The following is a 25,069-nucleotide window of genomic DNA, read 5'->3' on the forward strand; positions in this document are numbered from 1 at the left end:
AGGACATAACACATGAGCAACTCAGTCACTCTGCAAGGCAACCCGGTCTCCGTCGCTGGTCACTTCCCGGTCGCCGGTGAGCAAGCCAAGCCCTTCTCCCTGGTGGCCAAGGATCTCTCCGACGTGACCCTGGCAAGCTTTGCCGGTCAGCGCAAAATCCTGAACATCTTCCCGAGCGTCGATACCCCGACCTGCGCGACCTCTGTGCGCAAGTTCAACGAGCAGGCCAGCGCGCTGGAGAACACTGTCGTGCTGTGCATCTCCGCCGATCTGCCGTTCGCCCAGTCCCGCTTCTGCGGCGCCGAAGGTCTGGACAAGGTAGTGACTCTCTCCACCCTGCGCGGTGCGGCCTTCATGGAAGATTACGGCGTTGCCTTCTCTTCCGGTCCGCTGGTCGGTCTGACCGCTCGCGCCATCGTGGTGCTGGATGGTGACAACAAGGTGCTGCACAGCGAGCTGGTCGCCGAAGTGGCCGACGAGCCGAACTACGCTGCTGCGCTGGCCGTGTTGTAAGGCTGCAAGCCATAAAAAATCCCGCTTCGGCGGGATTTTTTATGCGGGAATTGTCTGTTCAGGGCGTAGCTGGCGGGGTGGTCGCCGGTTCAACCTTGTTGGGTGGGGAGGGTTGCCACTCCACATAGGGGCGGTGGATCTTCTCGTAGATCTCGGCCAGTTTGCCGGTGGCAGCCAGCTGATCGATGGCTTGCCGGAGAAATTCGTCCATCTCATCACCTGCAGCCCCTTTCTGGATGATGAAGACATCCTCGAAATCCCCGAAAAATTCTCGCCTGATATTGGTAAGCCCCAGCTGCTTGAGCATCAGGTCGGCCTCCTCTTGCGCCCAGACAAAGGCGTCGATACGGCCGCGTGAGAGCTTGCGCAGTGACTGCTCGATACTCATCGAGCGCTGCACCGGGAAGGGCATATAGTCGGGAACCGCCTCGATTAGCAGGTCCCGTTTGGTGGGCACTATGCCGTAGGCCATATCCGTGGTGACCGGATAGGCCGTATTGCTGTAAATCACATGGGCAACCTTGCCAAAGCTGCGGGTGCTGAAGCGATAAGCCAGCATATCGATATCCTTGAGGTTGCGGATGGCGGGCAGCCCCAGATCAGCCTTGCCGGAGATCACCCCAGCCATGGCACGGGCGATGGGGTAGATGGTGATCTTGATGGTTACATCGGGGTAGAGATCATCGATGGCGTGTACCAGATCGACAAAGGGGCCTGTCTTGTCGGCATTGATCAGCCCTGGCAGCTCGCCAAGGTGGGCATTGAGGATGCGCACCTGTTTCGGCGGCTCGGGGGTGGCGTCGTTTTCCGGAGTCTGCGACAGGCCGAGAGTCGCGCTGCCGAGCAGGGTGACCACGAGCAGCAGAAGGGGGATGTGTCTGGTCATGGCGTGTCTCTCTTGGTGATGGGTCAGCTCAAGTGTAGTCAGCCCGTCGCCAGCGCCCCTCGGCCAGGCCATCATGGATAGGGTTTTACTTCTCGGCCCCTGCTCACTAGACTTCGCCTCCCACTTCTTTGTTGCCGTAGCGCCATGACCTTTAGCGAACTTGCCCTCCATCCCGCTCTGCTTGCCTCTTTGCCCGCCACCTTGCAGACGCCGACCCGCATCCAGCAGCTGGCCATTCCGGCGGCGCTGGCGGGACAGGATCTGCTGGCGCTGGCCCAAACCGGCAGCGGCAAGACCCTGGCGTTTGGCTTGCCGCTGCTGCAACGGCTGGATCCTGCCTCCAGTCAGGTGCAGGGTCTGGTGCTGGTGCCAACTCGCGAGCTGGCGATTCAGGTCACTGTTGCGCTTAAAGAGGGCGTCGAGGCGCTGGGGCTGCGCATCGTGACGTTGTGTGGGGGCGTTGCGCAGGAGCGGCAACAGGCCGAGCTGGCGCTGGGGCCACAGCTGCTGGTCGCCACGCCGGGGCGGCTGCGGGATCTGCTGACCCAACAGTTGCTGGGGCTGGATGGTTTGCAACTCTTGGTGCTGGATGAGGCGGATCGCCTGCTGGAGATGGGCTTTGCTCCCGACATCAAGGCGCTGCTCGGCTTTATTCCGGCGGATCGCCAAACCCTGCTCTTCTCCGCCACCTTGCCTGCCGAGCTGGAGGTGCTGGCCAACGGCCTGCTGCGCGATCCTAACCGTATCGAGGCAAACCCCCTTAACAGCGTGGTAAACGAGATCGAAGAGCGGCTCTATCTGGTCAACAAGAGCAGCAAGGTGCCGGCGCTCATCAGCCTGCTCAAGGAGCAGGCATGGCCGCAGGTGCTGGTCTTTATCAGTGCGCGGGATGATGCCGACGGTGTGGCCAGAAAGCTGGCCAAGGCGGGCATTGCGGTGGCCGCCCTTCATGGCGAGAAGGAGCAGGCGGTGCGCGAGCAGGCGCTCGGCGATTTCAAAGAGGGCAAAATTCGGGTGCTGGTGGCCACCGACCTGATGGCGCGTGGCATCCATGTGGAGGCGCTGCCGGTGGTGATCAATCTGGATCTGCCCGCCAGCGCCCCTGTCTATGTACACCGCATTGGTCGTACCGCCCGGGCTGGCCGCGAGGGGCTGGCCATCTCGCTGGTTTGTCATGGCGAGAGTGACATGCTGCAAGCTATCCGCACCCTGACCGGCCGCGAGCTGCCGTTGGGCGATCTGGCCGGATTCCCGGTCACCGACCAGCCTGCCAGCGGGGAAGGCAAGCGCCCCCCGCGTGACAAGCAGGCCAATCGCCGCACTCAGGCCAAGCGCAGCGTCAAGCAGTTCAAGGGCAAGCGCTGACCTCAGGGTTTGCCTTGCTCCCGCGCGAAGAAGTCACGACGCCACTGGCTCAACACCTCCTCCTTGTGTTGTTGCCACAGCGCAGGCTCCATCTGCTGTTGGCTGGCCGCCAGTTGCTGCTCGAGCTCGGCCAGCTCTCGCTGGTAGCGGCTGCGTTGATCGAGCTGCTGCTGGCGCGCCCCGGCAAACGCCAGCGTGGCTTCGGCCTGCTCTGCGGGCAGGAAGTGATGGGCCTGGGTGGCCAGCTCCTCATCTCCCCACAGCTGACGAGCTTGCTGCAGGCGGGCATCCGGGTTGAACAGCTCCACCGCCAAATCCGGATGATCCGCTGCCCACCGATCCTGCAAGCGGCTGAGGGCGTCCAGCCGCTCTGCCAGCGGTAACTGCTCGCTCTCCTGTGCCAACTGATCCAGCGCCAGGGCATAGCGCCCTTGTAACAGGATCAGGCTCTCCCCCTCGCTCAGCCACCCGGCCTCTGTTGCTTCCAGATTGCTCACACGCTGCGCCAGCGGCAACTCGTTGTCGCTGATCTCGCTGGCAAGCTGGGTGATCAGTTCATCCGGCATCGCCTGCCAGCTGCTGGGCACCTCTTTGCTTTTGCCATCCATCCCCTCAGCGTTTGGCATGCGGGGAGGCGGGCTTCCCGGTTCTGCTGGCAACTGCACATCGGCCGGAGAAGGCGTCGCCGACCGTTCTGGCGATATCGGGGACTGCTCTTCCTGCCAGCCCAGATTCACCAGCAAAAGGGTCAGGAGCGCCAGCGCCAGTATCCCGTAACGGCGAGTCATCGGCTGATCTCTCCCTTGACCGGGAAGTGGTCTGAGAGGTTACTGGCGGGCCAGAGGCTGCCATCGCTGCTGCGCGGGATCCAGACCGTGTTGAGGTTGTGGCTGGCGCTGCCGTATTCCCGGCTCACTACCAGATAGTCCAGATACTCTACGTTGGCGCCACCGGAGAGCGGGTCACCGGCATAGGGGTTGATCCTGGGGTCGAAGGTGGCTTCGGTATAGCCGCCATAGGCGGGTTCATGGGCGTTCAGATTGGCCAGCATGTTGGCGTAGTCATCGGCAAACTTGCGTTTGTTGACGTTGAAGTCACCGCCGTAGATGACGGTGTCGCTGGCGGGGATCTTGAGGCTGGCTGCCAGAGAGCGGATCTGACCGAACTGGATCTGGCGCAGCTTGCGGGCCTCGTCGGTGTCAAAGCTGGCGGTGTGGGTGGCGAACAGGTGCCACGCCTTGCCCCCCTTGATCACCTCGGCGTACATCACCCCCTTGTCGGCGAAGCAGTCGGTGCCGGTGCATTGGGGATAGACCAGCTGGGCCTCTCGCACTATGGGATAGCGGCTGACGATCACCACGCCGCCGTCGTGGATGTTGACCCCGGGCTTGTCGAGCACCTTGGTCTGGTAGGGGTACTCTTTCGCCAGCGCCTGCAAAAAGCCCTCGCGGCGGCCATCAAATACCTCTTGCAGCAGCAGGGCGTCATAACCCTTGAGATAATCAGGCAGCAAGGTCAACCGCTCGCCGATGCTGGAGGCGATCACCGGCAGCGCCCAGACGTTGTAGCTGGCCACCTTGAGCCTGTTTTCTGCCGGTTCTGGTTGCTCCCGTTTTTGGGGAGGCGTGATCATATAGTGCAGATCGTCGTAACGGCCGGTGAACTTGGCGGCAAAGGCCAGCTCTTGTGGCCCCGCAACGCGATGGATCGCCCGATCGTTTTGCCAACCGGATGCGCCGGTCGGCGTCTCGCCACCGTGCTGCAAGGTGGTGTTCCACCAGGTTCCCTCCATCAGCTGATTGAGCCGATAGACGTCGCCAGCCGCTGTGGTCACGCGGGTTTCGAACAGATAGCTCTTGCCCGCTTTTACCCCCTCATAGCGATTGAAGCTGAGCACCATGGCGCTCTCCCACGGGCCCAGCTCGGTGCGGTGCTGGCTCCACTGACTGCCGGGTTGCAGCTGGCCGCTGCCGCTTTGGCGGATGTCGATCTGAAGTGGTTCAGGACTGTTGTTGGTGAGGTAGACATCGGTATCGGCCAGTGCCAGTTGCGGGAACTGGCTGACCAGCAGCAGGGCGGCATAACTGAGGGTTTTCTGCATCACAGGATCCTTTTGGTTGCAGGGCAATGGAAAGTGACTGTTATGGCGAATGCAGAGGTCAGTTTGTTTACATTTTGGTTACAAGTAAATGAATTGGTTTTGTTTGGAGCTTTTTGGAGGTGTAAAGTGAGCGAGGCAGCACGCTTAAAGAGAGGGAAGAGTGAGTGAAGGCGCCCGTGTCGGGCGCCTTCATTTCAGGAGTTAGCGGTGGGCCAGCGGGTAGGTGAAGAGCGCCAGATGGGCGAAGTTGAAGGCGAAGTGGATCAGGATGGCCACGGAGAGTCGCCCACTGAGCTGGAATGCCAAGCCGTAGCAGCAGCCTGCCAGGGTCGCAAACAGCGCCAGCAGCGGGCCACCGGGCAGGTGGATGGCGCCGAACAGTAGCGCGGCCACGACGATGCCAATCCAGGGGCGGTAACGCTCGGTCAGCTCCTGCTGGATCGCGCCGCGAAACAGCGCCTCTTCCGCCACACAGGTGAACAGCAGATTGTTGAGGGCAAACAGCCACCACCAGTGGGGCAGACCCACTTCCGGTTTCAGTGCCCCCAACTGCCAGGCGATGACCAGCAGGGCTCCCAGCGGCAGTAGTAACAGGGCCAGCGGGCGCCAGCGGATTGCGCCCCCCTTGCCCAGCAGCATCGGGCAGGCCAGCAGCAAGCCAAAGAGCAGCAGCGGCTTGTCGAGGTTCAGATACATGTTGAACGGCACGCTGGCGGGGCCTGCCAGCGCCTGATCCAGCGCCTTGAGATTGTTGAAGCCGGGGATTAGGTGCAGGGTCAGCGCAATCGCCCAGAGGATCAGCACCACTCTGGTCACCATCGCCCAGCGGGCGGGGAGGGTTGGCGCACGCCACGCCAGCAGTAATCCTGCGACCGAGACCAGCAGGGCGGGTAGCGTCATTCGCTCAAGCCACAGTGCCAGCAGCAGGGAGAGTCCCAGCAGGGCAAAGGCGGGAAGACGTTGGCGGAAGAGGGCAAGCAGCACGGCCAGTGCCAGCGCGCCCCAGATAAATGAGTCGGGGAGGGGTAACATTGGATCTCCTTGATCGAGGCAGGCGGCAACCTTAACAAGTGGGCGTCAGCAGGACAACCGCGCAGGAGGTGGTCGGATCCCTTCTCTATACTCATCAACAGGGTAAAGGGAGAGCAGCTGATGAAGCACTGTCTGTGGTTGTTGTGTTGTTGGTGTGTCTGGCTGCAGGCCGCACCCTTGCTGCTGGTGACCGGTGAGTTCACCCCCTATACCGGCAAGGCCCTGCCTGAAGGCGGCGAGAGCACCCGGCTGGTGACGACCCTGCTGCAAGAGGCCGGGTATCGAGAGCTCCAGGTCGACTACCTGCCCTGGCCCCGCGGCTATCAGTTGACCCGCAATGGGTTGGTCGCGGGCACCTTCCCCTACGCCTGGACTGCCGAGCGGGCCAAGCTCTTCCACTACAGCGCTCCCATTCATATAGATCGCCTCTCCTGGTTCACCTATCGGGGGAGCGAGGCCATTCAGGCTGGCCGCTGGCAAGGGCTGCGAGTCTGCATTCCGCTGGGGTGGAGCACCAGCCATGCCGACGGGGTGATCAAGCGTTTCGGGCTGGATCTGCAGCGCCCCAAGACCCTGGCACAATGTCTGCAGCTGCTGGATCGCAAACGGATCGATCTGCTGCCGATGAACGAGACGGTGACCCGGGATGCCAGCCGTCAGCTGTTTGGCGATCCCTGCCATCTGCAGGCATTGCCCCACTTTCGCCAGAGCGACACCTTTTACCTGATCATTTCACGGCAGTACCCGGAGGCCGCCAGCCTGCTTGAGCGCTTCAATCATGCCCTGGCTGCCGCCCGTGCCGATGGTCGCTATGACCAACTGGTCTCCCGAGCCGGAAAGGGGATCGATTGCCGTTGAGAGTGCCTAGGCGGAAAACAAAAAGCCGGAGCAGTGGCTCCGGCTTTCTTTATGCCTTCAGGGGCGATTAGCGGCCTGATTCGGCGATCACGCGGGCGATGATATCGGCGCGCTTGCTGGCTTCCAGTTCGCCCAGGGCGATCAGGCCAGCTTTGAAGATGACGTTCTTCGGCAGGCTGACGTCGTCCAGCGTGGCGATCGCTTCAACGTGCATACCGTTCAGACGGCTGGCATCGCGCGGGCTCAGGTTGACCTGAGTGTTCATCACCTGCTTGCCTTTCTTCTTGGCAGGTGCAGCCGCTTTCTTGGTGGATTCCTGTTCTTCGTCTTCCGGCAGTTCGTCATCAAAATCGTAAATAGACATAGTCAATCCTGTTGAGTTAGGCAAAAGGGCACATTTGCCCGGCATTGGGTCAATCAGCCCATATCCTCGTTACGGATAAAGGCGCGCCAGGAGCCGAGCACCTGGGCAAAATCTTCCAGCCCGCACATGGCCAGCTGTTCATCATCGTAGTAGGCGAGATCGTCAAGATCCTCACCCAGCTCGATATTGAGGGCGTTGGCTTTCACCTCCGCCTCTTCATGGGTCAGCAGCAGGGAGTAGTCACCGCCGTTGAGCCGATATTCGACTCGGGTGCGGTTGGAGAGCTGATCAATGATGGAGAAGAGCTCGTCGAGCTTCTCCTCATCCTTGCCAACCTCGTCGATCAGCCACTGACCGATGGCTTCATGGCCCATGGAGAACCGGGCGCGATAGCCACCAAACGGGTCGCGGCGAAATTCATAATCCATAGCACAGTCCAGATCGGAGGGATGGGCCATCACGGGCAGGCGGGTGCAAGCACGCAATTCCTGCTCCATGGCGGGGCACACATCGGGTAAAGTGGCCTATTCTAGCGATCCCCCTCTCGCTTGTCTTGATGATGTGGCATCTTTGCGCCAATGTGCTCTGAATCGACCCATGGTGACGTAGCCAGATCAGCCCCTTGTCCGGAGATGTTATGCAGCTAAACGATAATCTTGCCCGCCAGATCGTCGCACGGGCGATGAAGATCCTGTCGTTCTCGGTCAACGTGATGGACGAACACGGCCTCATCATTGCGTCCGGCAATCCGGAGCGGCTCCATCAGCGTCACGAGGGGGCCGTGCTGGCACTGACCGAAAACCGGGTGGTGGAGATCAGCGAAGCGACCGCCCGCGAGCTCAAGGGGGTGCGTCCCGGTATCAACCTTCCCATCGCCTATCAGGGGGAGCTGATCGGGGTGATCGGCATCTCTGGTGATCCGGACATCGTTCGTGCTTACGCCGAACTGGTGCGAATGACGGCAGAACTGATCCTGGAGCAGGCAGCGCTCACCGAGCAGTTGCAGTGGGACAAGCGCCACAAGGAGGAGCTGGTGTTGCAGCTCATTCGTGGTGAGGGGCGAGTTGATCAATTGCAGCAGGCGGCCCGCTTTCTCGGACTGGACTTGGCCCAGCCTCGGGTGGTGGCCGTGCTGGCGCTGGAGGAGGCGGATCCGGCGCGTCTGCGAGAGCTGGTCCATCAGCTGGAAAATCCGGAGCGGGACAATCTGGTCGCCATCAACGGGCTCGACGAGATAGTGGTGCTCAAACCGGCGCAATTGAGTGATGGCGTCTGGCAATCGGCGCAGGAGCGCAGCCGGATCAAGCAGTTGCTGGCCCGCATTCCCCACTTCAAGGTGCATATCGCGGTGGGCGATTACTTCGCCGGGATCGACGGGCTGGCGCGCTCATACCAGACGGCGCGAGATACCCTGCGCCGTGGCATGCGGCAGGCGCCGCGCAAACAGGTCTACTTCTTTGAGGACTACCGTTTGCCGGTGCTGCTGGGCAGTCTGGCGGACTCCTGGCAGGCGGATCAGCTGCGCACACCGCTACAGAAACTGGCCCGGGAAGATGGCAAAGGGGCGCTGCAGAAGACCCTGCGCCACTATTTCTTGCAGGATTGTGATCTGCATCGCTGTGCCGAAGCTCTGTTCATTCACCCCAATACCCTGCGTTATCGGCTGGGGCGGATAGAGCAGATAACCGGGTTGAATTTCAACAAGTTAGACGACAAATTTTTGCTCTATCTCGGTCTTAATCTCGACTTGTGATTGTTAGTTTGGACAAAAAACCACTTTTAAATGACGCAATTTTTGGTTTTTAAGCCAAAGTATTCTGATTGCAGATCTCCATAATGGCGGCCATTCACTCCCATTGAAGGTGTCCGTCATGATCCCGGTTACAGCCCTTGGCGCCATCGCAGCGCTCTCCATCGCCATCATCCTCATTTTGAAGAAGGTGCCGCCCGCTTACGGCATGATCGTGGGGGCTTTGGCCGGTGGCCTGATTGGCGGTGCCGATCTGACCCAGACCGTCGCCCTGATGATCGGCGGTGCTCAGGGGATCACCACAGCTGTGATGCGGATCCTGGCGGCCGGTGTGCTGGCGGGCGTGCTGATCGAATCGGGCGCGGCCACCACTATCGCCGAGACCATCGTCAAGAAACTTGGTGAAACCCGCGCACTGCTGGCGCTGGCGCTGGCAACCCTGATCCTGACTGCGGTCGGCGTATTCGTGGATGTGGCCGTCATCACGGTCGCCCCCATCGCGCTGGCCATCGCCCGCCGTGCCGACCTCTCCAAGGCGGCCATCCTGCTGGCGATGATCGGCGGTGGCAAGGCGGGTAACGTCATGTCCCCCAACCCCAACGCCATTGCCGCGGCTGATGCCTTCCATCTGCCCCTGACCTCTGTGATGGCGGCGGGCATCATTCCGGGTCTGTTCGGTCTGGTGATGGCCTACTGGCTGGCCAAGCGGCTGAACAACAAGGGCAGCAAGGTGGCCGCCGACGAAGTGGTGAGCTTTGCAGGTGCCAAGTTGCCAGGCTTTGCCGCCGCCATCAGTGCACCGCTGGTCGCCATCCTGCTGCTGGCCCTGCGTCCTGTTGCCGGTATCGTGGTGGATCCGCTGATTGCACTGCCCCTCGGTGGTCTGGTTGGTGCCCTGATGATGGGTAAATTCAGCAAGGTGAACCAGTTTGCGGTCTCCGGTCTTGCCCGCATGGCGCCGGTCGCCATCATGCTGCTGGGTACAGGTACCCTGGCGGGCATCATTGCCAACTCCGGCCTGAAAGATGTGCTGATCAGCGGCCTGACCGCCTCCGGTCTGCCCTCCTACCTGCTGGCGCCCATCTCCGGTGCCCTGATGTCGCTGGCGACCGCCTCGACCACCGCCGGTACCGTGGTGGCCTCCAACGTATTCAGCTCCACCCTGATTGAACTGGGGATCAGCAGTTTGGCCGGAGCAGCCATGATCCATGCCGGTGCCACCGTGTTTGACCACATGCCCCACGGCTCCTTCTTCCACGCCACCGGTGGCAGCGTCCACATGGGGGTGGGTGAGCGCCTGAAACTTATCCCTTACGAAACCGCAGTCGGTCTGACCATTGCCACTGTCTCCACCCTGATGTTTGGCGTGTTTGGCCTCGCCTAAGGAATTGATATGAAAATTGTTATTGCCCCCGATTCATTCAAGGAGAGTCTGAGCGCCATGGCGGTGGCTGATGCCATCGAGGCCGGTTTCAAGCAGGTGCTGCCGAACGCCACCTACGTCAAATTGCCGATGGCCGATGGCGGTGAGGGCACGGTGCAATCGCTGGTGGATGCCACCGGTGGCCGCATCCTGCCGGTCGAAGTGACTGCGCCCCTTGGCAACAAGGTGCAGGGCTTCGTCGGTCTGCTGGGTGATGGCGAGCGTGCCGTCATCGAGATGGCCGCCGCTTCCGGCATCCATCTGGTGGCGCCCGAGCAGCGCAATCCGCTGCTCACCTCCAGCTTCGGTACCGGTGAGCTGATCCTGGCCGCGTTGGAGATGGGGGTGAAGCACCTGATCCTCGGTATCGGCGGCAGCGCCACCAATGACGGCGGTGCTGGCATGATCCAGGCGCTCGGTGGCAAGTTGCTCAAAGCCGATGGTTCAGCCATCGAGCTGGGTGGCGCAGGTCTCAGTGAGCTCGCGACCATCGATCTGAGCGGTCTGGATCCGCGTCTGGGTGAGCTGGTTATCGAGGTGGCGTGTGATGTGAACAACCCGCTGTGCGGCCCGAAAGGTGCCTCCGCCGTGTTTGGCCCGCAAAAGGGGGCGACTCCAGAGATGGTTGTCGAACTTGATGCCAACCTCTCCCGTTATGCCGACTGCATCGAACAGGCCCTTGGCAAGCAGGTGAAGGATATTCCGGGGGCGGGTGCCGCCGGTGGCATGGGTGCCGCGCTGGTTGGCCTGCTTGGCGCCGAGCTCAAGCCCGGCATCCAGATCGTGATTGAAGCCCTGAAGCTGGCCGATGAAGTGGCCGATGCGGATCTGGTTATCACCGGCGAAGGGCGCATCGACAGCCAGACCATCCATGGCAAGACGCCAATAGGTGTCGCACGTTGCGCCAAGCAGTTCGGCAAGCCGGTGATCGGCATCTCCGGTTGCCTAACCGACGATTGCGGTGTGGTACACGATCACGGGCTGGACGCGGTATTCGCCGTGGTCAACCGCACCATGTCCCTGCCGGAGGCGCTGGAGAGCGCCAGCACCAATATTCAACTCACTGCGCGCAACGTCGCGGCGCTCTATCAACTCAAGGGTTGAGCCGGTTCGGCCGATGGGCGCCATCGGCCACTCAATATCCCCGTATGGGGCATCTCCCATCTCGCGAGATGTCTGACTGCCCTGGCACTTATTTGCCGATCCATCGTGATCGGCTCTTTTCTTTCTGCTCCTTTCTCTTGCCATACTTTTGACTCCATGGGTCCGCGCGGTTTTGATAGGCGCAAATCTCCCTTTACGGCATAGTGGTCGTACCAAGTACAAGGAGAGACTCATGTTCCTGCTGACCCTGGGGGTTGCGCTGTTTACCCTGATCCATCTCTACCCCTGTTTTGCGGTGGCCCATCGGGCGCGGCTACGCGAGCGGCTGGGTGAGAATCGCTACAAGGGGCTCTTCTCCCTGCTGGTGTTTGTCGCCATTGCCTGCATCATCGCCGGTTGGCGGTCGGCCAGCTCGCTGCCGCTCTACTTCCTGCCGGAGTGGGGGCCGATGACCATGACGGTGATGATGCCCTTTGCGCTGATCCTCTTCTTCTCCGGCCAGGGGCCCAACCATCTGCGCCGCTGGCTGGTGCATCCCCAACTGCTCGGTACCCTGCTCTGGGCGGTGGCCCATCTGCTGGCCAACAGCGAGGCTCGCTCTCTGGTGTTGTTTGGCGGCATCGGGCTGTGGGCGCTGGTGAGCATGGTCTGGATTTCGGTGCGGGACTGGCAGCGATATCCCCGTCCGGCGGCCAACTGGACGGGCACCGGCATCAGCGTCGGGGCGGGCCTGGCTGCCACCGCGCTGCTGGTGTTCTGGGGCCACGGCTGGCTGACCGGCATTCCCCTGCATTGAGAGTGAACAGCGGCTCTGGTAACCGCGTATGATGGACAAAACAAAAGGAGTCTTGGCGATGAAATGGTTCACTCTGTTGCTGTTATTGGGGGCCGGCGCGGCCTCTGCGGCGTGCCCCGATTATTTCAATGTGGAGATGCGGGAGCTAAACAACTCTCAGCGCCATAACCTCTGTCAGCTGACCGAGGGCAAGGTGGTACTGGTGGTCAATACCGCCTCCTACTGCGGCTACAGCGGCCAGTTCCGCGATCTGGAGAATCTCTACCAGAGCTACAAGGATAAAGGGCTGATTATTCTGGGTTTCCCCTCCAACGATTTCTGGCAGGAGGCGGGCAACGAGACCAAGACCGCCGAGGTGTGTCGCCGCGACTATGGCGTCACCTTCCCGATGTTCAATCGGGTAGCGGTGCGGGGCTCCGATGCTGTGCCACTGTTCAAGGGGCTGGCGGCGGCCGCTGATGGGGATGAGCCGAACTGGAACTTCCACAAGTATCTGGTGGGGCGCGATGGCAAGCTGATCGCCAGCTACGGCGCCAACCAGAATCCGGCTGACGATCCCCTCAAACTGCAGATCACCCGGGCGCTGGGGCTCTGACCCTACCCCTTGGCGGGCGGCTCTGGAATAATGGGCTCCCGCCACTCAATCCGGTTATCTTGTGCTGCAACGTCTTCCTCAAATGGTGATCTTCGATGCGCTGGTGCGCGAGCAGGGGATCTCTGCCGCCGCCCGTCGTCTCGGGGTCTCCAAGTCCCATATCAGCAAGCAGCTGGCGCTGCTGGAGACCACTCTTGGCGCCCAGCTGGTACAGCGCACCACTCGCCGCTTCGTCCTGACCGAGCTGGGCCAGGAGTATGCCCGTCACTGTCATGCGCTGGTGGCGGTGGCGCAGGAGGCGGACTCCATGATCGCCGAGCGGCGTGGCAAGGTGAGCGGCGTGCTCCATCTTGGGGTGGGCCAATCTTTTGGCCGCTTGCACGTCATTCCCCATCTCAAGGCGTTTCAGGATCGCTATCCCGAGTTGGAGCTGGAAGTCTCGCTGTTCGACCACAGAACCAATTTGGTGGATGAGGGGCTGGATCTCTGGCTCACCACCTATGAGGACAAGCCGGAAGGGCTGGTGGGACAGCGGCTGGCCGACATTGGCTTCGTGGTGGCGGCTTCGCCGGATTATCTGCTGAGCCACGGCACGCCGCTTCATCCCAAGGATCTGGCCCAACACAACTGCATCACTTACCAGAGTCGGGAGCGGCGCTATCACCAGTGGTCGTTTCGCCAGGGCAAGGAGCGCCAGACGGTGCAGGTGGCGGGCAACTATCGGGTGGATATGGCGGAGGCGGTACGCGATGCGGCACTGGCCGGGCTCGGCATCGCCTATATCGCCAACTACTTGCTGGACAAGGAGTTGCAGAGCGGCAAGCTGATCCCGGTGTTGCCAGGGTGGCGACCGAACCAGCAGATGGCGGTACACGCCGTTTATGCCCGGCGCGAACATCTGGATCCCAAGATCCGTCTCTTCATCGATTTCCTCAAGGCCCGCTTTGGCCCCGGCCCCTATTGGGAGCAGCGACTGGCCCCCTGGCTCGGGGGTAAATTGTCCGGCGGTGAGGAATGATTGTTTCCATTTAAGAACTCTCGATTTCTCCTGATACTAAAACCGAACCAAATCAGCCAGTTGGCGCAACCGATATCGTGCAAACGTTTTTTCTAACAGGGTTGTAACCAAGCGGACTTGCAGTGACGTGGGGAGAGGCGCAGAATCCGCGCCCATCTTTTGCCCCACCTGATGGAGTCCCTATGATTGCCCTGCTCGGCATCCTGAGTATCCTGGCGCTTGCCGTCATCTGCTCTGATAATCGTCGTCGTATCCCGTTGCGAACAGTTGGCCTTGCCCTCTGTCTGCAAGTCATGTTTGCCGGTCTGGTGCTTTGGCTGCCTGCCGGTCAGCAGGTGCTGAACGGGGTCAGCGAGAGCGTAAGCAGCGTGATCGGTTATGGTCAGGAGGGGATCGCCTTCCTGTTCGGTGATCTGGCCAAGTTCAAGTTGGGCTTCATCTTTGCCTTCAACGTGTTGCCGGTCATCATCTTCTTCTCTGCGGTGATCGCCATCCTCTACCACATCGGTATCATGCCGCGGGTAATCGCCCTGCTGGGTGGTGGCTTGCAGAAGCTGCTGGGTACCGGCCGTGCCGAGAGCCTCTCCGCGACCGCCAACATCTTCGTCGGCATGGTGGAAGCGCCGCTGGTGGTCAAACCCTACCTCTCCAAGATGTCCGATTCCCAGTTCTTCGCTGTGATGAGCTGTGGTCTCGCCTCCGTCGCCGGTGGCACCCTGGTGGGTTATGCCAGCCTAGGGGTTGAGCTGAAATACCTGATCGCGGCAGCCTTCATGTCGGCCCCTGCCGGTCTGGCGATGGCCAAGATCCTGGTGCCGCCGGGAGCTGAAGAGGTCGATCACCATCAGGATGTAGAGATCCCCCGCGCCACCAACGTGATTGAGGCGGCGGCCGATGGTGCCATGTCCGGCCTCAATATCGCGGTGGCAGTCGGTGCGACCCTGCTGGCCTTCGTTGGGGTGATCGCCATGCTCAATGGTCTGCTGGGTTGGGCTGGCGGTCTGGTGGGGCTGGATCTGAGCTTCCAGATCATTCTGGGCTGGCTGTTTGCCCCCGTCTCCTGGCTGATCGGGGTACCCTGGGATCAGGCGCAAGCCGCTGGCGCCCTGATCGGCACCAAGATCGTGGTCAACGAGTTTGTCGCCTTTATCGGTCTGGTGCAGGATCAGACCCTGAGCGAGTCGAGCAAGGCCATCGTGACCTTCGCCCTGTGCGGCTTTGCCAATATCTCCTCCATGGCGATCCTGATCGGCGGTCTGGGCTCCATGGTGCCGGAGCGCAAATCCTTCATCGCCCGTTACGGCATGCGCGCCATTCTCTCCGGCGTGCTGGCGAACCTGATGAGCGCCTGTCTGGCCGGTCTGTTCCTCGCCCTGTAACAGTCGCGGTACGGAATAGATGTAACAAGGGCGCCCTCATGGCGCCCTTGTCATATGGATAAAATGAAGCCCCGACCTTGATCGGGGCTTTTTGTTGGTGCTCAGTCTACGTAGAAGGTCTGCTGGAAGCTGAGGTTCTGTTGCTGCCCACCGCCCATGATCTTCAGGGTGAACTGATAGGTGTCTTCGTTGCGGTAGGGGAGGGTCGCCAGATAGTAGATGGCATCCCCCTCTTTTACCTCCTGAAAGTTCAGGGTGCGGATGGTGCCGGTCAGGTTCTTGGCCTCACCGGTGATCCCCACGGCTTGCGCCACTTTCTGCTTGTCCTGTACCGCGATATTGATGATGGCGTTGTAGCGGCTGCGCTCCAGTCCATACGCCTTGGCGACTTCTGGTGTAAGGAAGCTGGAGTTGAAGGCGTTGTAGTGCACCAACCAGGGCCCCAGCTCCTTCATCTGTTCTGCCTTGAGCGGCAGTGTCATCAGCAGTGCCAGCAGGCCACTCATCCAGGCTGTTTTCATCTGTCATCCCTCTCATATCTACGGTTGGCGCAGGCCGATTCATTCAGCCTTGCGTGTCATTCAGCAGTGCACTCACTTCTTGCGGCAACTGTTTGGGGCTGTCGATGGCGACGGTTTTGTGTCGCCCCAGCTCGCCCCGCACTATGGTGATCTGTCCCTTGGCCACCTTGAACTGCTTGGCCAGAAACTTGATCAGATGGCTGTTGGCCTGGCCATCGACCGGCGGCGCCGTGATGGCCACTTTCAGCTCTTCGCCATGCAATCCGATGATCTGATCCCGACTCGCCTTGGGCTGGATCACCAGATGCAGTACCAGTTCATCCCCTTGTTGCAGGACGGCTGGCATCAAATCATCCACCACAGCTGGCCGAACAGGTCACCCAGCAGGTAGTTGATGGCTTGCAGGCCGATAAAGGCGACCAGCACCGAGAGATCCAGTCCGCCCAGTGCCGGCAGTACGCGGCGGATAGGGGCGAGGAACGGCTCGGTCAGCTGATGCATCACGTATTCGATGGGGTTGCGGCCCTGGCTGACCCAGCTCAGGATGGCGCGGATCAGCAGTACCCAGAAGATCATCGAGCCCGCTTTCTTCAGCACGGTCAGCGCGGCAAACAGGCTGATGCTGAGCCAGTCCGCCAGCAGCACGTTCATGCTCTTGAGCAGGGCCAGCTTGAGGAAGGCGACAGCCAGCGCCAGCACCACGGAGGCGAGATCGATGCCGCCAAAGCCAGGGATAACGCGGCGCAGCGGGATCACCAGCGGATTGGTCAGCTTGACCACCATCTGGCTCATCGGGTTGTAGAAGTCGGCGCGGGCCCACTGCAGCCAGACGCGCAGCAGGATCACCATCAGGTAGAGATCGAAAACGGTGTTAATCAGAAAGTAAGCAGTGTTCATCTGGGCTCCTGTTAGAAGAGGGTTTCCATTTCGGTGGCGCGAGCAACGGCCGCCTGCATGGCTTGCGCAGTCAGCGGCATCAGCCCCTGCTGCTGGAATGTCTTGATGGCTTCGGCTGTGGTGCCGCCCTTGCTGGTGACCTGCTCACGCAGGGTTTGCAGCGCCAGCTCAGGGTTCTGCTCCACCATGGTGGCTGCGCCCAGTGCGGTCTGCTGCACCAGCAGGCGTGCCTGATCGGGCGAGAAACCCATCGCCTCCGCCTCTTCGGCTATCGCCTGCATAAAGAGGAAGAAGTAGGCCGGAGCACTGCCCGCTGCGGCGATGACGCCGTTGATGCCGGACTCCTGCTCCACCCAGAGGGTCTTGCCGACCGCCTGCATCATCTGCTCGGCAAAGTTACGATCCACGGCGGCAATATGTTCGGGTGCATAGAGACCGGTCATGCCCAGACCCAGCAGGGCCGGGGTATTGGGCATGGTGCGGATGATGCGGTCGTGGCCACCGGCCATCTCGCCAAGGCGCGCCACCTTGATACCGGCCGCGATGGAGATCAGCAGCTTGCCCTCAAGGGAGCCCAGCTCTTCAACCAGTGCTGCCAGCATGCCGGCCATCAGCTGCGGCTTGACTGCCAGCACGATCACTTCGGCATCTCGGGCCGCCTCGGCATTACTCTGGGTGATGCGAATGCCATGTTCGCTCGCCAGCGCCTCCAGCTTGGGCAGACTGGGGTTGGCAGCAGTGATCTGCCCGGCGGGATAACCCGACTTGACCAGTCCGGCGATGATGCTGCGGCTCATGTTGCCCGCGCCGATAAAGGCCAGCGTTCTATGCTGCATCAGATGCTCCTGTAGCACATGGGGTCGCGGCGGGGTGGGTGCGGCCTGCACCACCTGACGCCAGAATTCGGTGTTCCATCAAACGCTCCTGTTGATGAAGTCGTGGCAAGAGGCGGACGTATGGGTTATCCGCTGGCCTTGCCTATGAGTAGTCACGGGCGCCGAAGATGGCGGTGCCGACCCGCACCATGGTGCTACCGTGGGCGATCGCCAGTTCGAGATCTTCGGTCATCCCCATCGAGAGGGTATCCACCGTGGGGTATTGTCGCGCAAGCTCGGTGAACAGAGTCTGCATACGGACCATTTGGGCGGCCAGTACGCCCTCGTCGCTGGTGTGCTCGGGAATGGCCATCAGTCCCCGCAGCACCAGTCGCTCACTTTGAGAGACCAGCTCGGCAAGGCGGAAAATCTCTTGTTCCGACGTTCCGGATTTGCTGCTCTCTCCGCTAATATTGATTTGCAGACAAACATTTAGCGGTGCCATGCTGGCGGGACGCTGGTTGTTGAGGCGGTCGATCAGCTTGTCCCGATCCACGCTCTGCACCCAGTCAAACCGTTCGGCGACCAGTTTGGATTTGTTCGATTGCAAAGGGCCGATAAAGTGCCACTCTATGTCGCTATATTCCGGCTGCTGGCGCAAGGTATCGATCTTGGCCGCTGCTTCCTGGGCGTAGGATTCGCCAAAGCAGCGCTGACCTGCGGCATGGGCAGCCATGATGGCCTCGACCGGCTTGGTCTTGCTCACGGCCAGCAGGCGGATCTGCTGCAGGTTGCGGTTCGCCCGTTCGGCGGCCTGGGCAATGCGTTCCTTTACCTGAAACAGGTGCTGGGCAATCTGGTTCATATTTCGTTAGTGATCTTGTGATGGGAGAATGACAAATCTATGGATATCACAGAGTTATTGGCTTTCAGTGTAAAGCATAAAGCGTCGGATCTACACCTGTCCGCCGGGGTTCCCCCGATGATCAGGGTTGATGGCGAGGTTCGCAAGATCAATTTGCCCGCCCTGGAACATCGGGAAGTGCACGCCCTCATTTACGACATCATGAACGATCACCAGCGCAAGGAGCTGGAGGAGAATTTCGAGGTCGACTTCTCGTTCGAGGTGCCCAATCTAGCCCGCTTCCGGGTCAACGCCTTCCAGCAAGCGCGCGGTTCCGGTGCAGTATTTCGTACCATCCCCAGCACCGTGCTGAGCCTCGAAGATCTCGATGCGCCGGAGATTTTCCGCAAGATCGCCGAGTTCCCGCGTGGTCTGGTGCTGGTGACCGGGCCGACCGGTTCCGGTAAGTCGACCACGCTGGCGGCCATGGTCAACTACATCAACGAGAACTTCCATCACCATATTCTCACCATCGAAGACCCCATCGAATTCGTCCACGAGAACAAGCGCTGTCTGGTAAACCAGCGGGAAGTGCACCGGGATACCAAGAGCTTCAGCAACGCTTTGCGCTCAGCACTGCGGGAAGACCCGGACATCATTCTGGTGGGCGAGATGCGTGACCTTGAGACCATTCGTTTGGCCATGACCGCCGCCGAAACTGGCCATCTGGTGTTTGGCACCCTGCACACCTCGTCGGCGGCCAAGACCATCGACCGTATCATCGACGTCTTCCCCGGCGCGGAGAAGGACATGGTGCGCTCCATGCTCTCCGAATCCCTGCGGGCGGTCATCTCCCAGACCCTGCTCAAGCGTATTGGCGGTGGCCGGGTGGCGGCCCACGAGATCATGATGGGCATTCCTGCGGTCCGTAACCTGATCCGGGAGGACAAGATTGCCCAGCTCTACTCGGTGATCCAGACCGGGATGACCCACGGCATGCAGACCATGGATCAGAGCCTCAAGCAGCTGGTGAGTCGTGGCGTGGTGGCATCCCTCGATGCCAAGGCCAAGGCTGTTGATCCCAACAGCATTTAAGCGACTCGCACCCAGGGAGGGATAGATGATGAATCTGGATGATCTGCTGAGCGAGCTGGTCGAGCGAAAGGGATCGGATCTGTTTGTGACGGTGGGCTCGCCGCCCACCCTCAAGGTGAATGGCCATCTGGTGTCGCTGGGGGGGGAGGCGCTCGACAAGAAGGGGGCGCTGACGCTGGTCAGGGATACCCTCAGCAGCGATCACTTCGAGCGCTATATCCGCACCAAGGAGGCCAACTACGCTATCTATCGCGAGGTGCTTGGTCGTTTTCGGGTCAGCGCCTTCTGGCAGCAGGAGCTGCCCGGTATGGTGGTGCGGCGTATCGAGACCCGCATTCCCACCTTTGAAGATCTGCAGCTACCCAAAATCCTGCAAGAGGTGGCGATGGCCAAGCGGGGGCTGGTGCTGTTTGTTGGCGCCACCGGGGCGGGTAAATCGACCACCCAGGCGGCGATGATCGGCTATCGCAACCAGCATGCCGATGGTCATATTCTGACGGTGGAAGACCCGGTGGAGTTCGTCCATCAGCATGGTCGCAGTCTGGTGACCCAGCGAGAGGTGGGGATCGACACCGAGTCGTTCGATGTGGCGCTGAAAAGTTCGCTGCGTCAGGCGCCGGACGTGATCCTGATCGGCGAGATCCGGAGTCAGGAGACCATGGAGTTTGCCCTGCAGTTCGCCGAGACGGGACACCTTTGTCTTGCCACTTTGCATGCCAACAATGCCAACCAGGCGCTGGATCGCATCCTCCATCTGGTGCCGCAAGACAAACACCGCCAGTTCCTGTTCGATCTCTCTTTCAACCTCAAGGCCATCGTCGCCCAGCAGCTGGTGCCGAGTATGGATGGCAAGCGGCGCTGCGCTGCGTTCGAGATCCTGCTCAATACCCCGCTCATCACCGACATTATCCGCAAGGGAGAGATGCATCGCCTCAAGGAGGTGATGACCAAATCGACCGAGCTGGGTATGCAGACCTTCGATCAGGCGCTTTTCAGCCTGTTCTGCGCCGGCCAGATTGGCTACAGTGAGGCACTTGCCCACGCCGACTCGGCCAACGACCTGCGACTGCTGATCAAGCTCTCCGGTCGCGAGCGGCTCGGCACCGGCACGCTGGACAATGTGACGCTGGATGAATGAATCATGGGGCCGCTCTGCCGTTCGGCCCCTCGCCATAAAGGAACGTTATGCTGATTGTGGTTTCCCCGGCCAAGACGCTGGATTACGAGTCACCGCTGGTGACACCCCGTTTCACCCAACCCGAGCTGCTGGATCACTCTGCCGAACTGATTAGCCGGGCCCGCCAACTGAGCCCGGACCAGATCGCCACACTGATGAAGATCAGCGACAAGCTGGCCGGTCTCAATGCCGCCCGTTTTGCCGAGTGGCAGCCAGATTTCACCTCCGCCAACGCCCGTCAGGCGCTGCTGGCTTTCAAGGGGGATGTCTACACCGGTTTAGCTGTAGAGGATTTCAGCGAGGCCGATTTTGACTTCGCTCAGGCACACCTGCGGATGCTCTCCGGCCTCTACGGCGTGCTTCGCCCCCTCGATCTGATGATGCCCTATCGACTGGAGATGGGGACCAGGCTCGACAATAGCCGAGGCAAGGATCTCTACCAGTTCTGGGGCGAGGTGATCACTCACCACCTCAACGACGCGCTGGCAGCGCAGGGGGATGAAGTGCTGATCAATCTGGCCTCCGACGAGTATTTCAAGTCGGTACGACCCAAGAGCCTGAAAGGGCGGATTGTCACACCGGTGTTCAAGGATGAGAAAAACGGCCAGTTCAAGATCATCAGCTTCTACGCCAAGAAGGCGCGCGGCATGATGGCTCGCCACATCATCAAGCACCGTCTGACCGAGGTGGAGCAGCTGACCGGTTTCAACGCCGAGGGTTACTACTTCGTGCCGGAAGAGTCGGACGCTAATACCCTGATGTTTAAACGCGCCGAAAATTAATTACAAAAAGAGGGAACCAATCTTTCGACCCGCGGGTCTGAATATGTGAATCCTCTGTTGTAAGCACTTTTTATTCGCCGACGTTTGATACGTCGGCTTTTTTATTGCCGTTTTTATTGTCCATCGATTGCCTTCGCCGGGACTATGTGGTTCAGATAGACTCAAGACAGGGAGCGAGTCGTCGTGAGGTGAATATGGAACAGAAAAATGCCATTCGGCAGGTTGCCGTCCCTTGGGCTCCGTCCCGCCAGCTACCGCCCGGTCTGGTTGTGGCCGAGCTGCATCAGGATCTCTGGAGCGACTCTCTGACCATCATGCTGGGGCGGGCACGCAGCATCGATCTGCCCCCGCAAATCCTCTGCCGGGTCTATTTTCGCCATATCTATGCCCTGCGGGTCATCGAGGATTGCGATCTGGCCGAGGGGAAGGATAGCCACGCCATCGAAGAGCAGATCCAGCTCATCACCCCATCCCGTTTTGCCAGCTGGTTCCATCAGGAGTCGGACGGTCTGCATCTGGATGAAGATCTGCAGCACTATCGCATCTCGACCTGGGATTATTGCGCCGATGTGCTGACCTCCTCGGCGCCGGAACTGCAGTTCCTGCCCCAGAGCGAGTAGCCAGCTGTTACATCAGAGGCGAAGGATGATCCTTCGCCTCTTGGTTTTTGGGCAGGTGCAGATTTTGTGGCGCTCAGGCCACTCAACCCGGGTGGTAGCCTGTTGTGTTGGCACAAAAAAAGCGCCTCAGAGGAGGCGCGGGGAAAAAGACAGATTGGAAGCGTCACATGGGTGCTACTTGAATCAGCGAATGAGCCGTGCCATTCAAGTATGGAGCCATCATGCCAAGCTCAATCTGAAGTAGTTCTGAGGCGATTCTTCATTTTCTGTTCATCTTGTCAGCAAAGTGTGGCCACTGGCTGAAAGCCTTTTCATTCTGGTTGCGATATTGCCCCGTCCCTCTCCGAGGCGCTCATCGTCTCATGGGGCCAGCTCGAATGCTGTGCCTACCTGTTCCAGTGCCAGCAACCAGCGCTTGATGGGAATGCCGCCAGCATAGCCGGTCAGCTCGCCGCTGCGTCCGATCACTCGATGGCAGGGTACTATGATGCTCAGCGGATTGCGGCCATTGGCAGCGCCCACCGCCCGCACTGCCTTGCGATTGCCTATCGCCTGGGCAATCTCGAGATAGCTCACGGTCTCGCCATAGGGGATATCGCACAAAGCATTCCACACCGTTTGCTGGAACGGGGTGCCCATCGCTGCCATGGGCAGATCGAACTGCTGCAATTTTCCGGCGAAATAGGCGTTGAACTGGGCAAGATAGGGGGCCAGTGCCTTGTCATCCCGTTGCCAGTCAGCCTGTGGCATGACGGGGCGCTCCCCGTGCATGAACTCCACGTGGCGCAGGCCATCCTGATCGATGGCGACCAGCAGGGGGCCGCGGGCGCTGTCGCAAAAACTGTATCTCATCGGCTGACATCCTTTGGGGGCTGGGGGGGCTCAGTCCAGAACCGGTTTGCCGCGGGCGGACTTGATATCCCCCTTGCGTTTCTTGGCATCGACCCGTTTGCGCTGGGAGCTGCGGGTCGGCTTGGTGGCATGGCGAGCCTTGGGGCGCCAGGCTGCTTTCTTCAGCAACTCCACCAGACGACTCATCGCCTCCTTGCGGTTCATGTCCTGGCTGCGATGGCTCTCGACCCGGATCAGGATAAAGCCATCGTGTACCCGGCTATCGCTCAGCTTGTCGAGACCCTCCTTGTAGAGGGGCGTCAGGCTGGGAGAGTTGCGGTAATCGAAGCGCAACCAGACGGCGGAGTCGGTCTTGTTGACGTGCTGTCCACCGTTGCCCTGTGCCCGCATGGTCTGAAATTGCAGCTCATGCCAGGGAATCGTGACGCTGTTGGAGATAACTAACATGCTGTTTTGCTCTTGTTTGGTGCATACCCGCTGACCGCTGCAGCATGGTGCCTCATTATGGGGCGTGCTGGCCGGTTATGGGGATGTGCCTGACGAATGGCGCCGGCATTAAACTCTATCTATATGAAATAAAACAATAAAAATACTTGGCATAAGAATTGAAAACCGATTCATGACACACCATGGATTGGGAGCAACCAGATGAAGCTGATTAGTGCGATTATCAAACCGTTCAAGTTGGACGATGTCCGCGAGGCTATTGCCAACCTGGGGGTGGAAGGGCTGACCGTGTCCGAGGTCAAGGGATTTGGCCGACAGAAGGGACACACCGAATTATACCGGGGAGCCGAGTATCAGGTCGACTTCCTGCCCAAGGTGAAGCTGGAGATTGCTACCGCCGATGATAACGTGGAAGGGGTGATCGAGGCGATCTGCAAGGCGGCCTATACCGGCAAGATCGGCGACGGCAAGATTTTTGTCTACGACTTGCTGCAAGCGGTGCGCATCCGCACCGGTGAGAGTGACGACGAGGCGCTGTGATGAACCGCATCCGTGACGTACAGATCTGTTGACCTCCCGATCTCGGGGAATCCCGATGGAGTGAGCGCTTATTGAAGCCTGATCAACATAACGTTTTGCTCAGAAGAGGCCGAATGGGATTCCATCCGGCCCTTTTCATTTATGGGCGATTAAATATGTGATGTGGCGACGGCGAGCTTTCTTGATCCGCTTATAAGATGTATGCAGAATGCAAACGGAAATCGTTATCACTCTGTATAGCTAATCAAGGAATGGATGATGAAAATGAAGATGTTGGCACTGGCTTTCTCTGCGTTGGCAGCTCAGTCGGCATTGGCGGCCGGGGAAGTGAATGTCTACTCCAACCGGCAGGATGAGCTGATCAAGCCCATCATCCAGCAGTTCGAGAAGGAATCTGGCATCAAGGTGAACGTGGTGTTTGCCAAAGAGGGGCTGAACGAGCGTCTGGAGCGGGAAGGCAAGCTCTCTCCGGCCGACCTGATGCTGACCGTCGATATCAGCCGTCTGACCGGTCTGGTGGACAAGGGGCTGGTGCAGCCGGTGGATAGCAAGATCCTGCAGGAGAACATCCCCGCCATCTATCGTGATCCGGAGAATCGCTGGTTCGCGCTGACCACCCGGGTTCGCGCCATCTACTCCAGCAAGGATCGCCTCGGCAAGCTCGACACCATCAGCTACGAAGATCTGGCCAAACCGGAATTCAAAGGGAAAATCTGCACCCGCAGCGGCAAGCATGAGTACAATGTGGCGCTGGTCTCCTCCATGATTGCCCATCACGGCATGGCCGAGACCAAAACCTGGCTGGAAGGGGTCAAGGCCAACCTGGCGCGCAAGCCGCAGGGCAACGACCGGGATCAGGTCAAGGCGATCAAGGATGGTATCTGTGACGTGTCGCTCGGCAACAGCTACTATCTGGGCGCCATGTTGAAAGATCCGGCGCAGAAGTCCTGGGCGGATGCAGTCTATATCAACTTCCCGAACCAGGCTGACCGCGGTGCCCACGTCAACGTGAGCGGCGTGGCCATGACCAAGTATGCCAAGAACAAGGCCGAGGCCCAGAAGCTGATGGAGTTTCTGGCTGGTGACACCGCCCAGCACATGTATGCGGACGTGAACGCCGAATATCCGGTCAAGGCTGGGGTCGAGCCTTCTGCCATGGTCAAGTCCTGGGGCAGTTTCAAGTCTGACGCACTACCGGTCAGCGATTACGCCAAGCACCGCAAGGCCGCCTTGCAGTTGCTGGATGAAGTGAAGTTCGACTTGTAATCAGATGGGGCCAACGGCCCCATCAACAT

29 protein-coding genes are annotated in these 25,069 nt (G+C 60.1%); 16 read left to right on the forward strand and 13 right to left on the reverse strand.

Going from position 1 to position 25,069, the window contains the following annotated elements; all coding sequences use genetic code 11:
* Nucleotides 1–12 precede the first annotated feature (12 nt).
* Nucleotides 13–513 carry a thiol peroxidase gene (gene tpx / locus AB5Y97_RS20205; RefSeq protein WP_005341463.1) on the forward strand — a complete coding sequence of 167 codons (501 nt, stop codon included), beginning with the start codon at nucleotides 13–15 and terminating at the stop codon, nucleotides 511–513.
* A 58-nt stretch (nucleotides 514–571) separates the two neighbouring features.
* On the opposite strand, the gene AB5Y97_RS20210 is transcribed toward tpx, so the two are convergent.
* Nucleotides 572–1,399: a transporter substrate-binding domain-containing protein gene (locus tag AB5Y97_RS20210; RefSeq protein WP_368158870.1), complete on the reverse strand. Its 828-nt coding sequence runs from the start codon at nucleotides 1,397–1,399 to the stop codon at nucleotides 572–574.
* A gap of 144 nt (nucleotides 1,400–1,543) precedes the next feature.
* Here AB5Y97_RS20210 and AB5Y97_RS20215 point away from each other — a divergent pair, with 144 nt between their 5' ends.
* Nucleotides 1,544–2,764, forward strand: coding sequence for a DEAD/DEAH box helicase (locus AB5Y97_RS20215; RefSeq protein ID WP_368158873.1), 1,221 nt, complete (start codon nucleotides 1,544–1,546; stop codon nucleotides 2,762–2,764).
* A 2-nt stretch (nucleotides 2,765–2,766) separates the two neighbouring features.
* On the opposite strand, the gene AB5Y97_RS20220 is transcribed toward AB5Y97_RS20215, so the two are convergent.
* The 3 genes from AB5Y97_RS20220 to AB5Y97_RS20230 all read right to left on the reverse strand — a co-directional run bounded on the left by AB5Y97_RS20220 (nucleotide 2,767) and on the right by AB5Y97_RS20230 (nucleotide 5,897).
* Complete coding sequence (locus AB5Y97_RS20220) at nucleotides 2,767–3,552, reverse strand: hypothetical protein (RefSeq protein ID WP_368158874.1); 786 nt, start codon at nucleotides 3,550–3,552, stop codon at nucleotides 2,767–2,769.
* The gene (locus tag AB5Y97_RS20225) at nucleotides 3,549–4,865 is read right to left on the reverse strand and encodes a sphingomyelin phosphodiesterase (protein ID WP_368158876.1); all 1,317 of its coding nucleotides are present in this window, start codon (nucleotides 4,863–4,865) and stop codon (nucleotides 3,549–3,551) included. Before AB5Y97_RS20225 ends, AB5Y97_RS20220 begins: the two co-directional genes overlap by 4 nt.
* Before the next feature lie 201 nt (nucleotides 4,866–5,066).
* A complete protein-coding gene (locus AB5Y97_RS20230) occupies nucleotides 5,067–5,897 on the reverse strand; it encodes a CPBP family intramembrane metalloprotease (RefSeq protein WP_279499014.1) in 831 nt (276 codons plus the stop codon).
* Between the two features lie 120 nt (nucleotides 5,898–6,017).
* On the opposite strand from AB5Y97_RS20230, the gene AB5Y97_RS20235 reads away from it, so the two are divergent.
* The gene (locus tag AB5Y97_RS20235) at nucleotides 6,018–6,755 is read left to right on the forward strand and encodes a substrate-binding periplasmic protein (RefSeq protein ID WP_368158878.1); all 738 of its coding nucleotides are present in this window, start codon (nucleotides 6,018–6,020) and stop codon (nucleotides 6,753–6,755) included.
* 67 nt (nucleotides 6,756–6,822) lie between these two features.
* On the opposite strand, the gene AB5Y97_RS20240 is transcribed toward AB5Y97_RS20235, so the two are convergent.
* Nucleotides 6,823–7,119: a hypothetical protein gene (locus AB5Y97_RS20240; protein WP_005340323.1), complete on the reverse strand. Its 297-nt coding sequence runs from the start codon at nucleotides 7,117–7,119 to the stop codon at nucleotides 6,823–6,825.
* A gap of 53 nt (nucleotides 7,120–7,172) precedes the next feature.
* Complete coding sequence (locus AB5Y97_RS20245; RefSeq protein WP_031227767.1) at nucleotides 7,173–7,547, reverse strand: YacL family protein; 375 nt, start codon at nucleotides 7,545–7,547, stop codon at nucleotides 7,173–7,175.
* Between the two features lie 209 nt (nucleotides 7,548–7,756).
* Between AB5Y97_RS20245 and AB5Y97_RS20250 the strand changes: the two genes are divergently transcribed.
* From AB5Y97_RS20250 to AB5Y97_RS20280, 7 genes are all read left to right on the forward strand, one after another.
* Entirely contained in the window at nucleotides 7,757–8,872 is a 1,116-nt protein-coding gene (locus AB5Y97_RS20250; RefSeq protein WP_204382214.1) for a sugar diacid recognition domain-containing protein, read from the forward strand.
* A gap of 118 nt (nucleotides 8,873–8,990) precedes the next feature.
* Nucleotides 8,991–10,253 carry a GntP family permease gene (locus AB5Y97_RS20255; protein WP_005340326.1) on the forward strand — a complete coding sequence of 421 codons (1,263 nt, stop codon included), beginning with the start codon at nucleotides 8,991–8,993 and terminating at the stop codon, nucleotides 10,251–10,253.
* 9 nt (nucleotides 10,254–10,262) lie between these two features.
* Complete coding sequence (locus AB5Y97_RS20260; protein WP_113740084.1) at nucleotides 10,263–11,396, forward strand: glycerate kinase; 1,134 nt, start codon at nucleotides 10,263–10,265, stop codon at nucleotides 11,394–11,396.
* A gap of 232 nt (nucleotides 11,397–11,628) precedes the next feature.
* Nucleotides 11,629–12,192 (forward strand): NnrU family protein, encoded by a 564-nt coding sequence (locus AB5Y97_RS20265; protein ID WP_257696347.1) that lies wholly within the window; start codon nucleotides 11,629–11,631, stop codon nucleotides 12,190–12,192.
* Between the two features lie 58 nt (nucleotides 12,193–12,250).
* Nucleotides 12,251–12,787 carry a glutathione peroxidase gene (locus tag AB5Y97_RS20270; protein WP_257696346.1) on the forward strand — a complete coding sequence of 179 codons (537 nt, stop codon included), beginning with the start codon at nucleotides 12,251–12,253 and terminating at the stop codon, nucleotides 12,785–12,787.
* Nucleotides 12,788–12,869: 82 nt separating this feature from the next.
* Nucleotides 12,870–13,805 (forward strand): LysR family transcriptional regulator, encoded by a 936-nt coding sequence (locus tag AB5Y97_RS20275; protein ID WP_257696378.1) that lies wholly within the window; start codon nucleotides 12,870–12,872, stop codon nucleotides 13,803–13,805.
* A 182-nt stretch (nucleotides 13,806–13,987) separates the two neighbouring features.
* Nucleotides 13,988–15,184, forward strand: coding sequence for a NupC/NupG family nucleoside CNT transporter (locus tag AB5Y97_RS20280; protein ID WP_257696345.1), 1,197 nt, complete (start codon nucleotides 13,988–13,990; stop codon nucleotides 15,182–15,184).
* A gap of 101 nt (nucleotides 15,185–15,285) precedes the next feature.
* Here AB5Y97_RS20280 and AB5Y97_RS20285 read toward each other — a convergent pair whose 3' ends face one another.
* From AB5Y97_RS20285 to AB5Y97_RS20305, 5 genes are all read right to left on the reverse strand, one after another.
* Complete coding sequence (locus AB5Y97_RS20285; protein WP_005340339.1) at nucleotides 15,286–15,705, reverse strand: DUF4426 domain-containing protein; 420 nt, start codon at nucleotides 15,703–15,705, stop codon at nucleotides 15,286–15,288.
* 43 nt (nucleotides 15,706–15,748) lie between these two features.
* On the reverse strand, nucleotides 15,749–16,051 hold the full coding sequence (gene yggU / locus AB5Y97_RS20290) for a DUF167 family protein YggU (RefSeq protein WP_005340341.1): 303 nt from the start codon (nucleotides 16,049–16,051) through the stop codon (nucleotides 15,749–15,751).
* Nucleotides 16,051–16,602, reverse strand: a complete 552-nt coding sequence (locus AB5Y97_RS20295; protein WP_005340343.1) for a YggT family protein — start codon at nucleotides 16,600–16,602, stop codon at nucleotides 16,051–16,053. Before AB5Y97_RS20295 ends, yggU begins: the two co-directional genes overlap by 1 nt.
* A gap of 11 nt (nucleotides 16,603–16,613) precedes the next feature.
* Nucleotides 16,614–17,438 carry a pyrroline-5-carboxylate reductase gene (proC, locus tag AB5Y97_RS20300; protein ID WP_368158882.1) on the reverse strand — a complete coding sequence of 275 codons (825 nt, stop codon included), beginning with the start codon at nucleotides 17,436–17,438 and terminating at the stop codon, nucleotides 16,614–16,616.
* Nucleotides 17,439–17,580: 142 nt separating this feature from the next.
* Nucleotides 17,581–18,282, reverse strand: a complete 702-nt coding sequence (locus tag AB5Y97_RS20305) for a YggS family pyridoxal phosphate-dependent enzyme (RefSeq protein ID WP_368158884.1) — start codon at nucleotides 18,280–18,282, stop codon at nucleotides 17,581–17,583.
* A gap of 39 nt (nucleotides 18,283–18,321) precedes the next feature.
* On the opposite strand from AB5Y97_RS20305, the gene tapT reads away from it, so the two are divergent.
* The 4 genes from tapT to AB5Y97_RS20325 all read left to right on the forward strand — a co-directional run bounded on the left by tapT (nucleotide 18,322) and on the right by AB5Y97_RS20325 (nucleotide 21,935).
* Nucleotides 18,322–19,356, forward strand: a complete 1,035-nt coding sequence (gene tapT, locus AB5Y97_RS20310) for a type IVa pilus ATPase TapT (protein ID WP_005340354.1) — start codon at nucleotides 18,322–18,324, stop codon at nucleotides 19,354–19,356.
* A gap of 28 nt (nucleotides 19,357–19,384) precedes the next feature.
* Nucleotides 19,385–20,494 (forward strand): type IVa pilus ATPase TapU, encoded by a 1,110-nt coding sequence (gene tapU / locus AB5Y97_RS20315; protein WP_005357951.1) that lies wholly within the window; start codon nucleotides 19,385–19,387, stop codon nucleotides 20,492–20,494.
* Nucleotides 20,495–20,541: 47 nt separating this feature from the next.
* Entirely contained in the window at nucleotides 20,542–21,315 is a 774-nt protein-coding gene (gene yaaA / locus AB5Y97_RS20320) for a peroxide stress protein YaaA (RefSeq protein WP_252413205.1), read from the forward strand.
* Nucleotides 21,316–21,509: 194 nt separating this feature from the next.
* Nucleotides 21,510–21,935, forward strand: coding sequence for a hypothetical protein (locus tag AB5Y97_RS20325; RefSeq protein WP_005340360.1), 426 nt, complete (start codon nucleotides 21,510–21,512; stop codon nucleotides 21,933–21,935).
* A gap of 360 nt (nucleotides 21,936–22,295) precedes the next feature.
* On the opposite strand, the gene AB5Y97_RS20330 is transcribed toward AB5Y97_RS20325, so the two are convergent.
* Together AB5Y97_RS20330 and arfB are read right to left on the reverse strand one after the other, a co-directional pair.
* Nucleotides 22,296–22,787 carry a methylated-DNA--[protein]-cysteine S-methyltransferase gene (locus tag AB5Y97_RS20330; RefSeq protein ID WP_139410921.1) on the reverse strand — a complete coding sequence of 164 codons (492 nt, stop codon included), beginning with the start codon at nucleotides 22,785–22,787 and terminating at the stop codon, nucleotides 22,296–22,298.
* A gap of 30 nt (nucleotides 22,788–22,817) precedes the next feature.
* Complete coding sequence (gene arfB / locus AB5Y97_RS20335; RefSeq protein WP_021230947.1) at nucleotides 22,818–23,234, reverse strand: alternative ribosome rescue aminoacyl-tRNA hydrolase ArfB; 417 nt, start codon at nucleotides 23,232–23,234, stop codon at nucleotides 22,818–22,820.
* A 201-nt stretch (nucleotides 23,235–23,435) separates the two neighbouring features.
* Here arfB and glnK point away from each other — a divergent pair, with 201 nt between their 5' ends.
* Together glnK and AB5Y97_RS20345 are read left to right on the forward strand one after the other, a co-directional pair.
* Complete coding sequence (glnK, locus tag AB5Y97_RS20340) at nucleotides 23,436–23,774, forward strand: P-II family nitrogen regulator (protein ID WP_005341406.1); 339 nt, start codon at nucleotides 23,436–23,438, stop codon at nucleotides 23,772–23,774.
* Nucleotides 23,775–24,032: 258 nt separating this feature from the next.
* Nucleotides 24,033–25,040, forward strand: coding sequence for a Fe(3+) ABC transporter substrate-binding protein (locus tag AB5Y97_RS20345; RefSeq protein WP_368158904.1), 1,008 nt, complete (start codon nucleotides 24,033–24,035; stop codon nucleotides 25,038–25,040).
* Nucleotides 25,041–25,069 lie beyond the last annotated feature (29 nt).

Source organism: Aeromonas sp. R10-2, from assembly GCF_040908445.1.
GTDB lineage: Bacteria > Pseudomonadota > Gammaproteobacteria > Enterobacterales > Aeromonadaceae > Aeromonas > Aeromonas veronii.

Excerpts from the sequence above, each read along its gene's own strand:
- tpx (WP_005341463.1), top strand. The coding sequence starts at position 13 with ATGAGCAACTCAGTCACTCTGCAAGGCAACCCGGTCTCCGTCGCTGGT.
- arfB (WP_021230947.1), bottom strand. The coding sequence starts at position 23,234 with ATGTTAGTTATCTCCAACAGCGTCACGATTCCCTGGCATGAGCTGCAA.
- proC (WP_368158882.1), bottom strand. The coding sequence starts at position 17,438 with ATGCAGCATAGAACGCTGGCCTTTATCGGCGCGGGCAACATGAGCCGC.
- tapT (WP_005340354.1), top strand. The coding sequence starts at position 18,322 with ATGGATATCACAGAGTTATTGGCTTTCAGTGTAAAGCATAAAGCGTCG.
- AB5Y97_RS20265 (WP_257696347.1), top strand. The coding sequence starts at position 11,629 with ATGTTCCTGCTGACCCTGGGGGTTGCGCTGTTTACCCTGATCCATCTC.
- AB5Y97_RS20260 (WP_113740084.1), top strand. The coding sequence starts at position 10,263 with ATGAAAATTGTTATTGCCCCCGATTCATTCAAGGAGAGTCTGAGCGCC.
- AB5Y97_RS20325 (WP_005340360.1), top strand. The coding sequence starts at position 21,510 with ATGGAACAGAAAAATGCCATTCGGCAGGTTGCCGTCCCTTGGGCTCCG.
- AB5Y97_RS20270 (WP_257696346.1), top strand. The coding sequence starts at position 12,251 with ATGAAATGGTTCACTCTGTTGCTGTTATTGGGGGCCGGCGCGGCCTCT.
- yggU (WP_005340341.1), bottom strand. The coding sequence starts at position 16,051 with ATGCCAGCCGTCCTGCAACAAGGGGATGAACTGGTACTGCATCTGGTG.
- AB5Y97_RS20225 (WP_368158876.1), bottom strand. The coding sequence starts at position 4,865 with ATGCAGAAAACCCTCAGTTATGCCGCCCTGCTGCTGGTCAGCCAGTTC.
- AB5Y97_RS20330 (WP_139410921.1), bottom strand. The coding sequence starts at position 22,787 with ATGAGATACAGTTTTTGCGACAGCGCCCGCGGCCCCCTGCTGGTCGCC.
- AB5Y97_RS20255 (WP_005340326.1), top strand. The coding sequence starts at position 8,991 with ATGATCCCGGTTACAGCCCTTGGCGCCATCGCAGCGCTCTCCATCGCC.
- AB5Y97_RS20230 (WP_279499014.1), bottom strand. The coding sequence starts at position 5,897 with ATGTTACCCCTCCCCGACTCATTTATCTGGGGCGCGCTGGCACTGGCC.
- AB5Y97_RS20295 (WP_005340343.1), bottom strand. The coding sequence starts at position 16,602 with ATGAACACTGCTTACTTTCTGATTAACACCGTTTTCGATCTCTACCTG.
- glnK (WP_005341406.1), top strand. The coding sequence starts at position 23,436 with ATGAAGCTGATTAGTGCGATTATCAAACCGTTCAAGTTGGACGATGTC.
- AB5Y97_RS20275 (WP_257696378.1), top strand. The coding sequence starts at position 12,870 with ATGGTGATCTTCGATGCGCTGGTGCGCGAGCAGGGGATCTCTGCCGCC.
- AB5Y97_RS20305 (WP_368158884.1), bottom strand. The coding sequence starts at position 18,282 with ATGAACCAGATTGCCCAGCACCTGTTTCAGGTAAAGGAACGCATTGCC.
- AB5Y97_RS20240 (WP_005340323.1), bottom strand. The coding sequence starts at position 7,119 with ATGTCTATTTACGATTTTGATGACGAACTGCCGGAAGACGAAGAACAG.
- AB5Y97_RS20250 (WP_204382214.1), top strand. The coding sequence starts at position 7,757 with ATGCAGCTAAACGATAATCTTGCCCGCCAGATCGTCGCACGGGCGATG.
- AB5Y97_RS20280 (WP_257696345.1), top strand. The coding sequence starts at position 13,988 with ATGATTGCCCTGCTCGGCATCCTGAGTATCCTGGCGCTTGCCGTCATC.
- AB5Y97_RS20235 (WP_368158878.1), top strand. The coding sequence starts at position 6,018 with ATGAAGCACTGTCTGTGGTTGTTGTGTTGTTGGTGTGTCTGGCTGCAG.
- tapU (WP_005357951.1), top strand. The coding sequence starts at position 19,385 with ATGAATCTGGATGATCTGCTGAGCGAGCTGGTCGAGCGAAAGGGATCG.
- AB5Y97_RS20220 (WP_368158874.1), bottom strand. The coding sequence starts at position 3,552 with ATGACTCGCCGTTACGGGATACTGGCGCTGGCGCTCCTGACCCTTTTG.
- AB5Y97_RS20245 (WP_031227767.1), bottom strand. The coding sequence starts at position 7,547 with ATGGATTATGAATTTCGCCGCGACCCGTTTGGTGGCTATCGCGCCCGG.
- AB5Y97_RS20285 (WP_005340339.1), bottom strand. The coding sequence starts at position 15,705 with ATGAAAACAGCCTGGATGAGTGGCCTGCTGGCACTGCTGATGACACTG.
- yaaA (WP_252413205.1), top strand. The coding sequence starts at position 20,542 with ATGCTGATTGTGGTTTCCCCGGCCAAGACGCTGGATTACGAGTCACCG.
- AB5Y97_RS20345 (WP_368158904.1), top strand. The coding sequence starts at position 24,033 with ATGAAAATGAAGATGTTGGCACTGGCTTTCTCTGCGTTGGCAGCTCAG.
- AB5Y97_RS20215 (WP_368158873.1), top strand. The coding sequence starts at position 1,544 with ATGACCTTTAGCGAACTTGCCCTCCATCCCGCTCTGCTTGCCTCTTTG.
- AB5Y97_RS20210 (WP_368158870.1), bottom strand. The coding sequence starts at position 1,399 with ATGACCAGACACATCCCCCTTCTGCTGCTCGTGGTCACCCTGCTCGGC.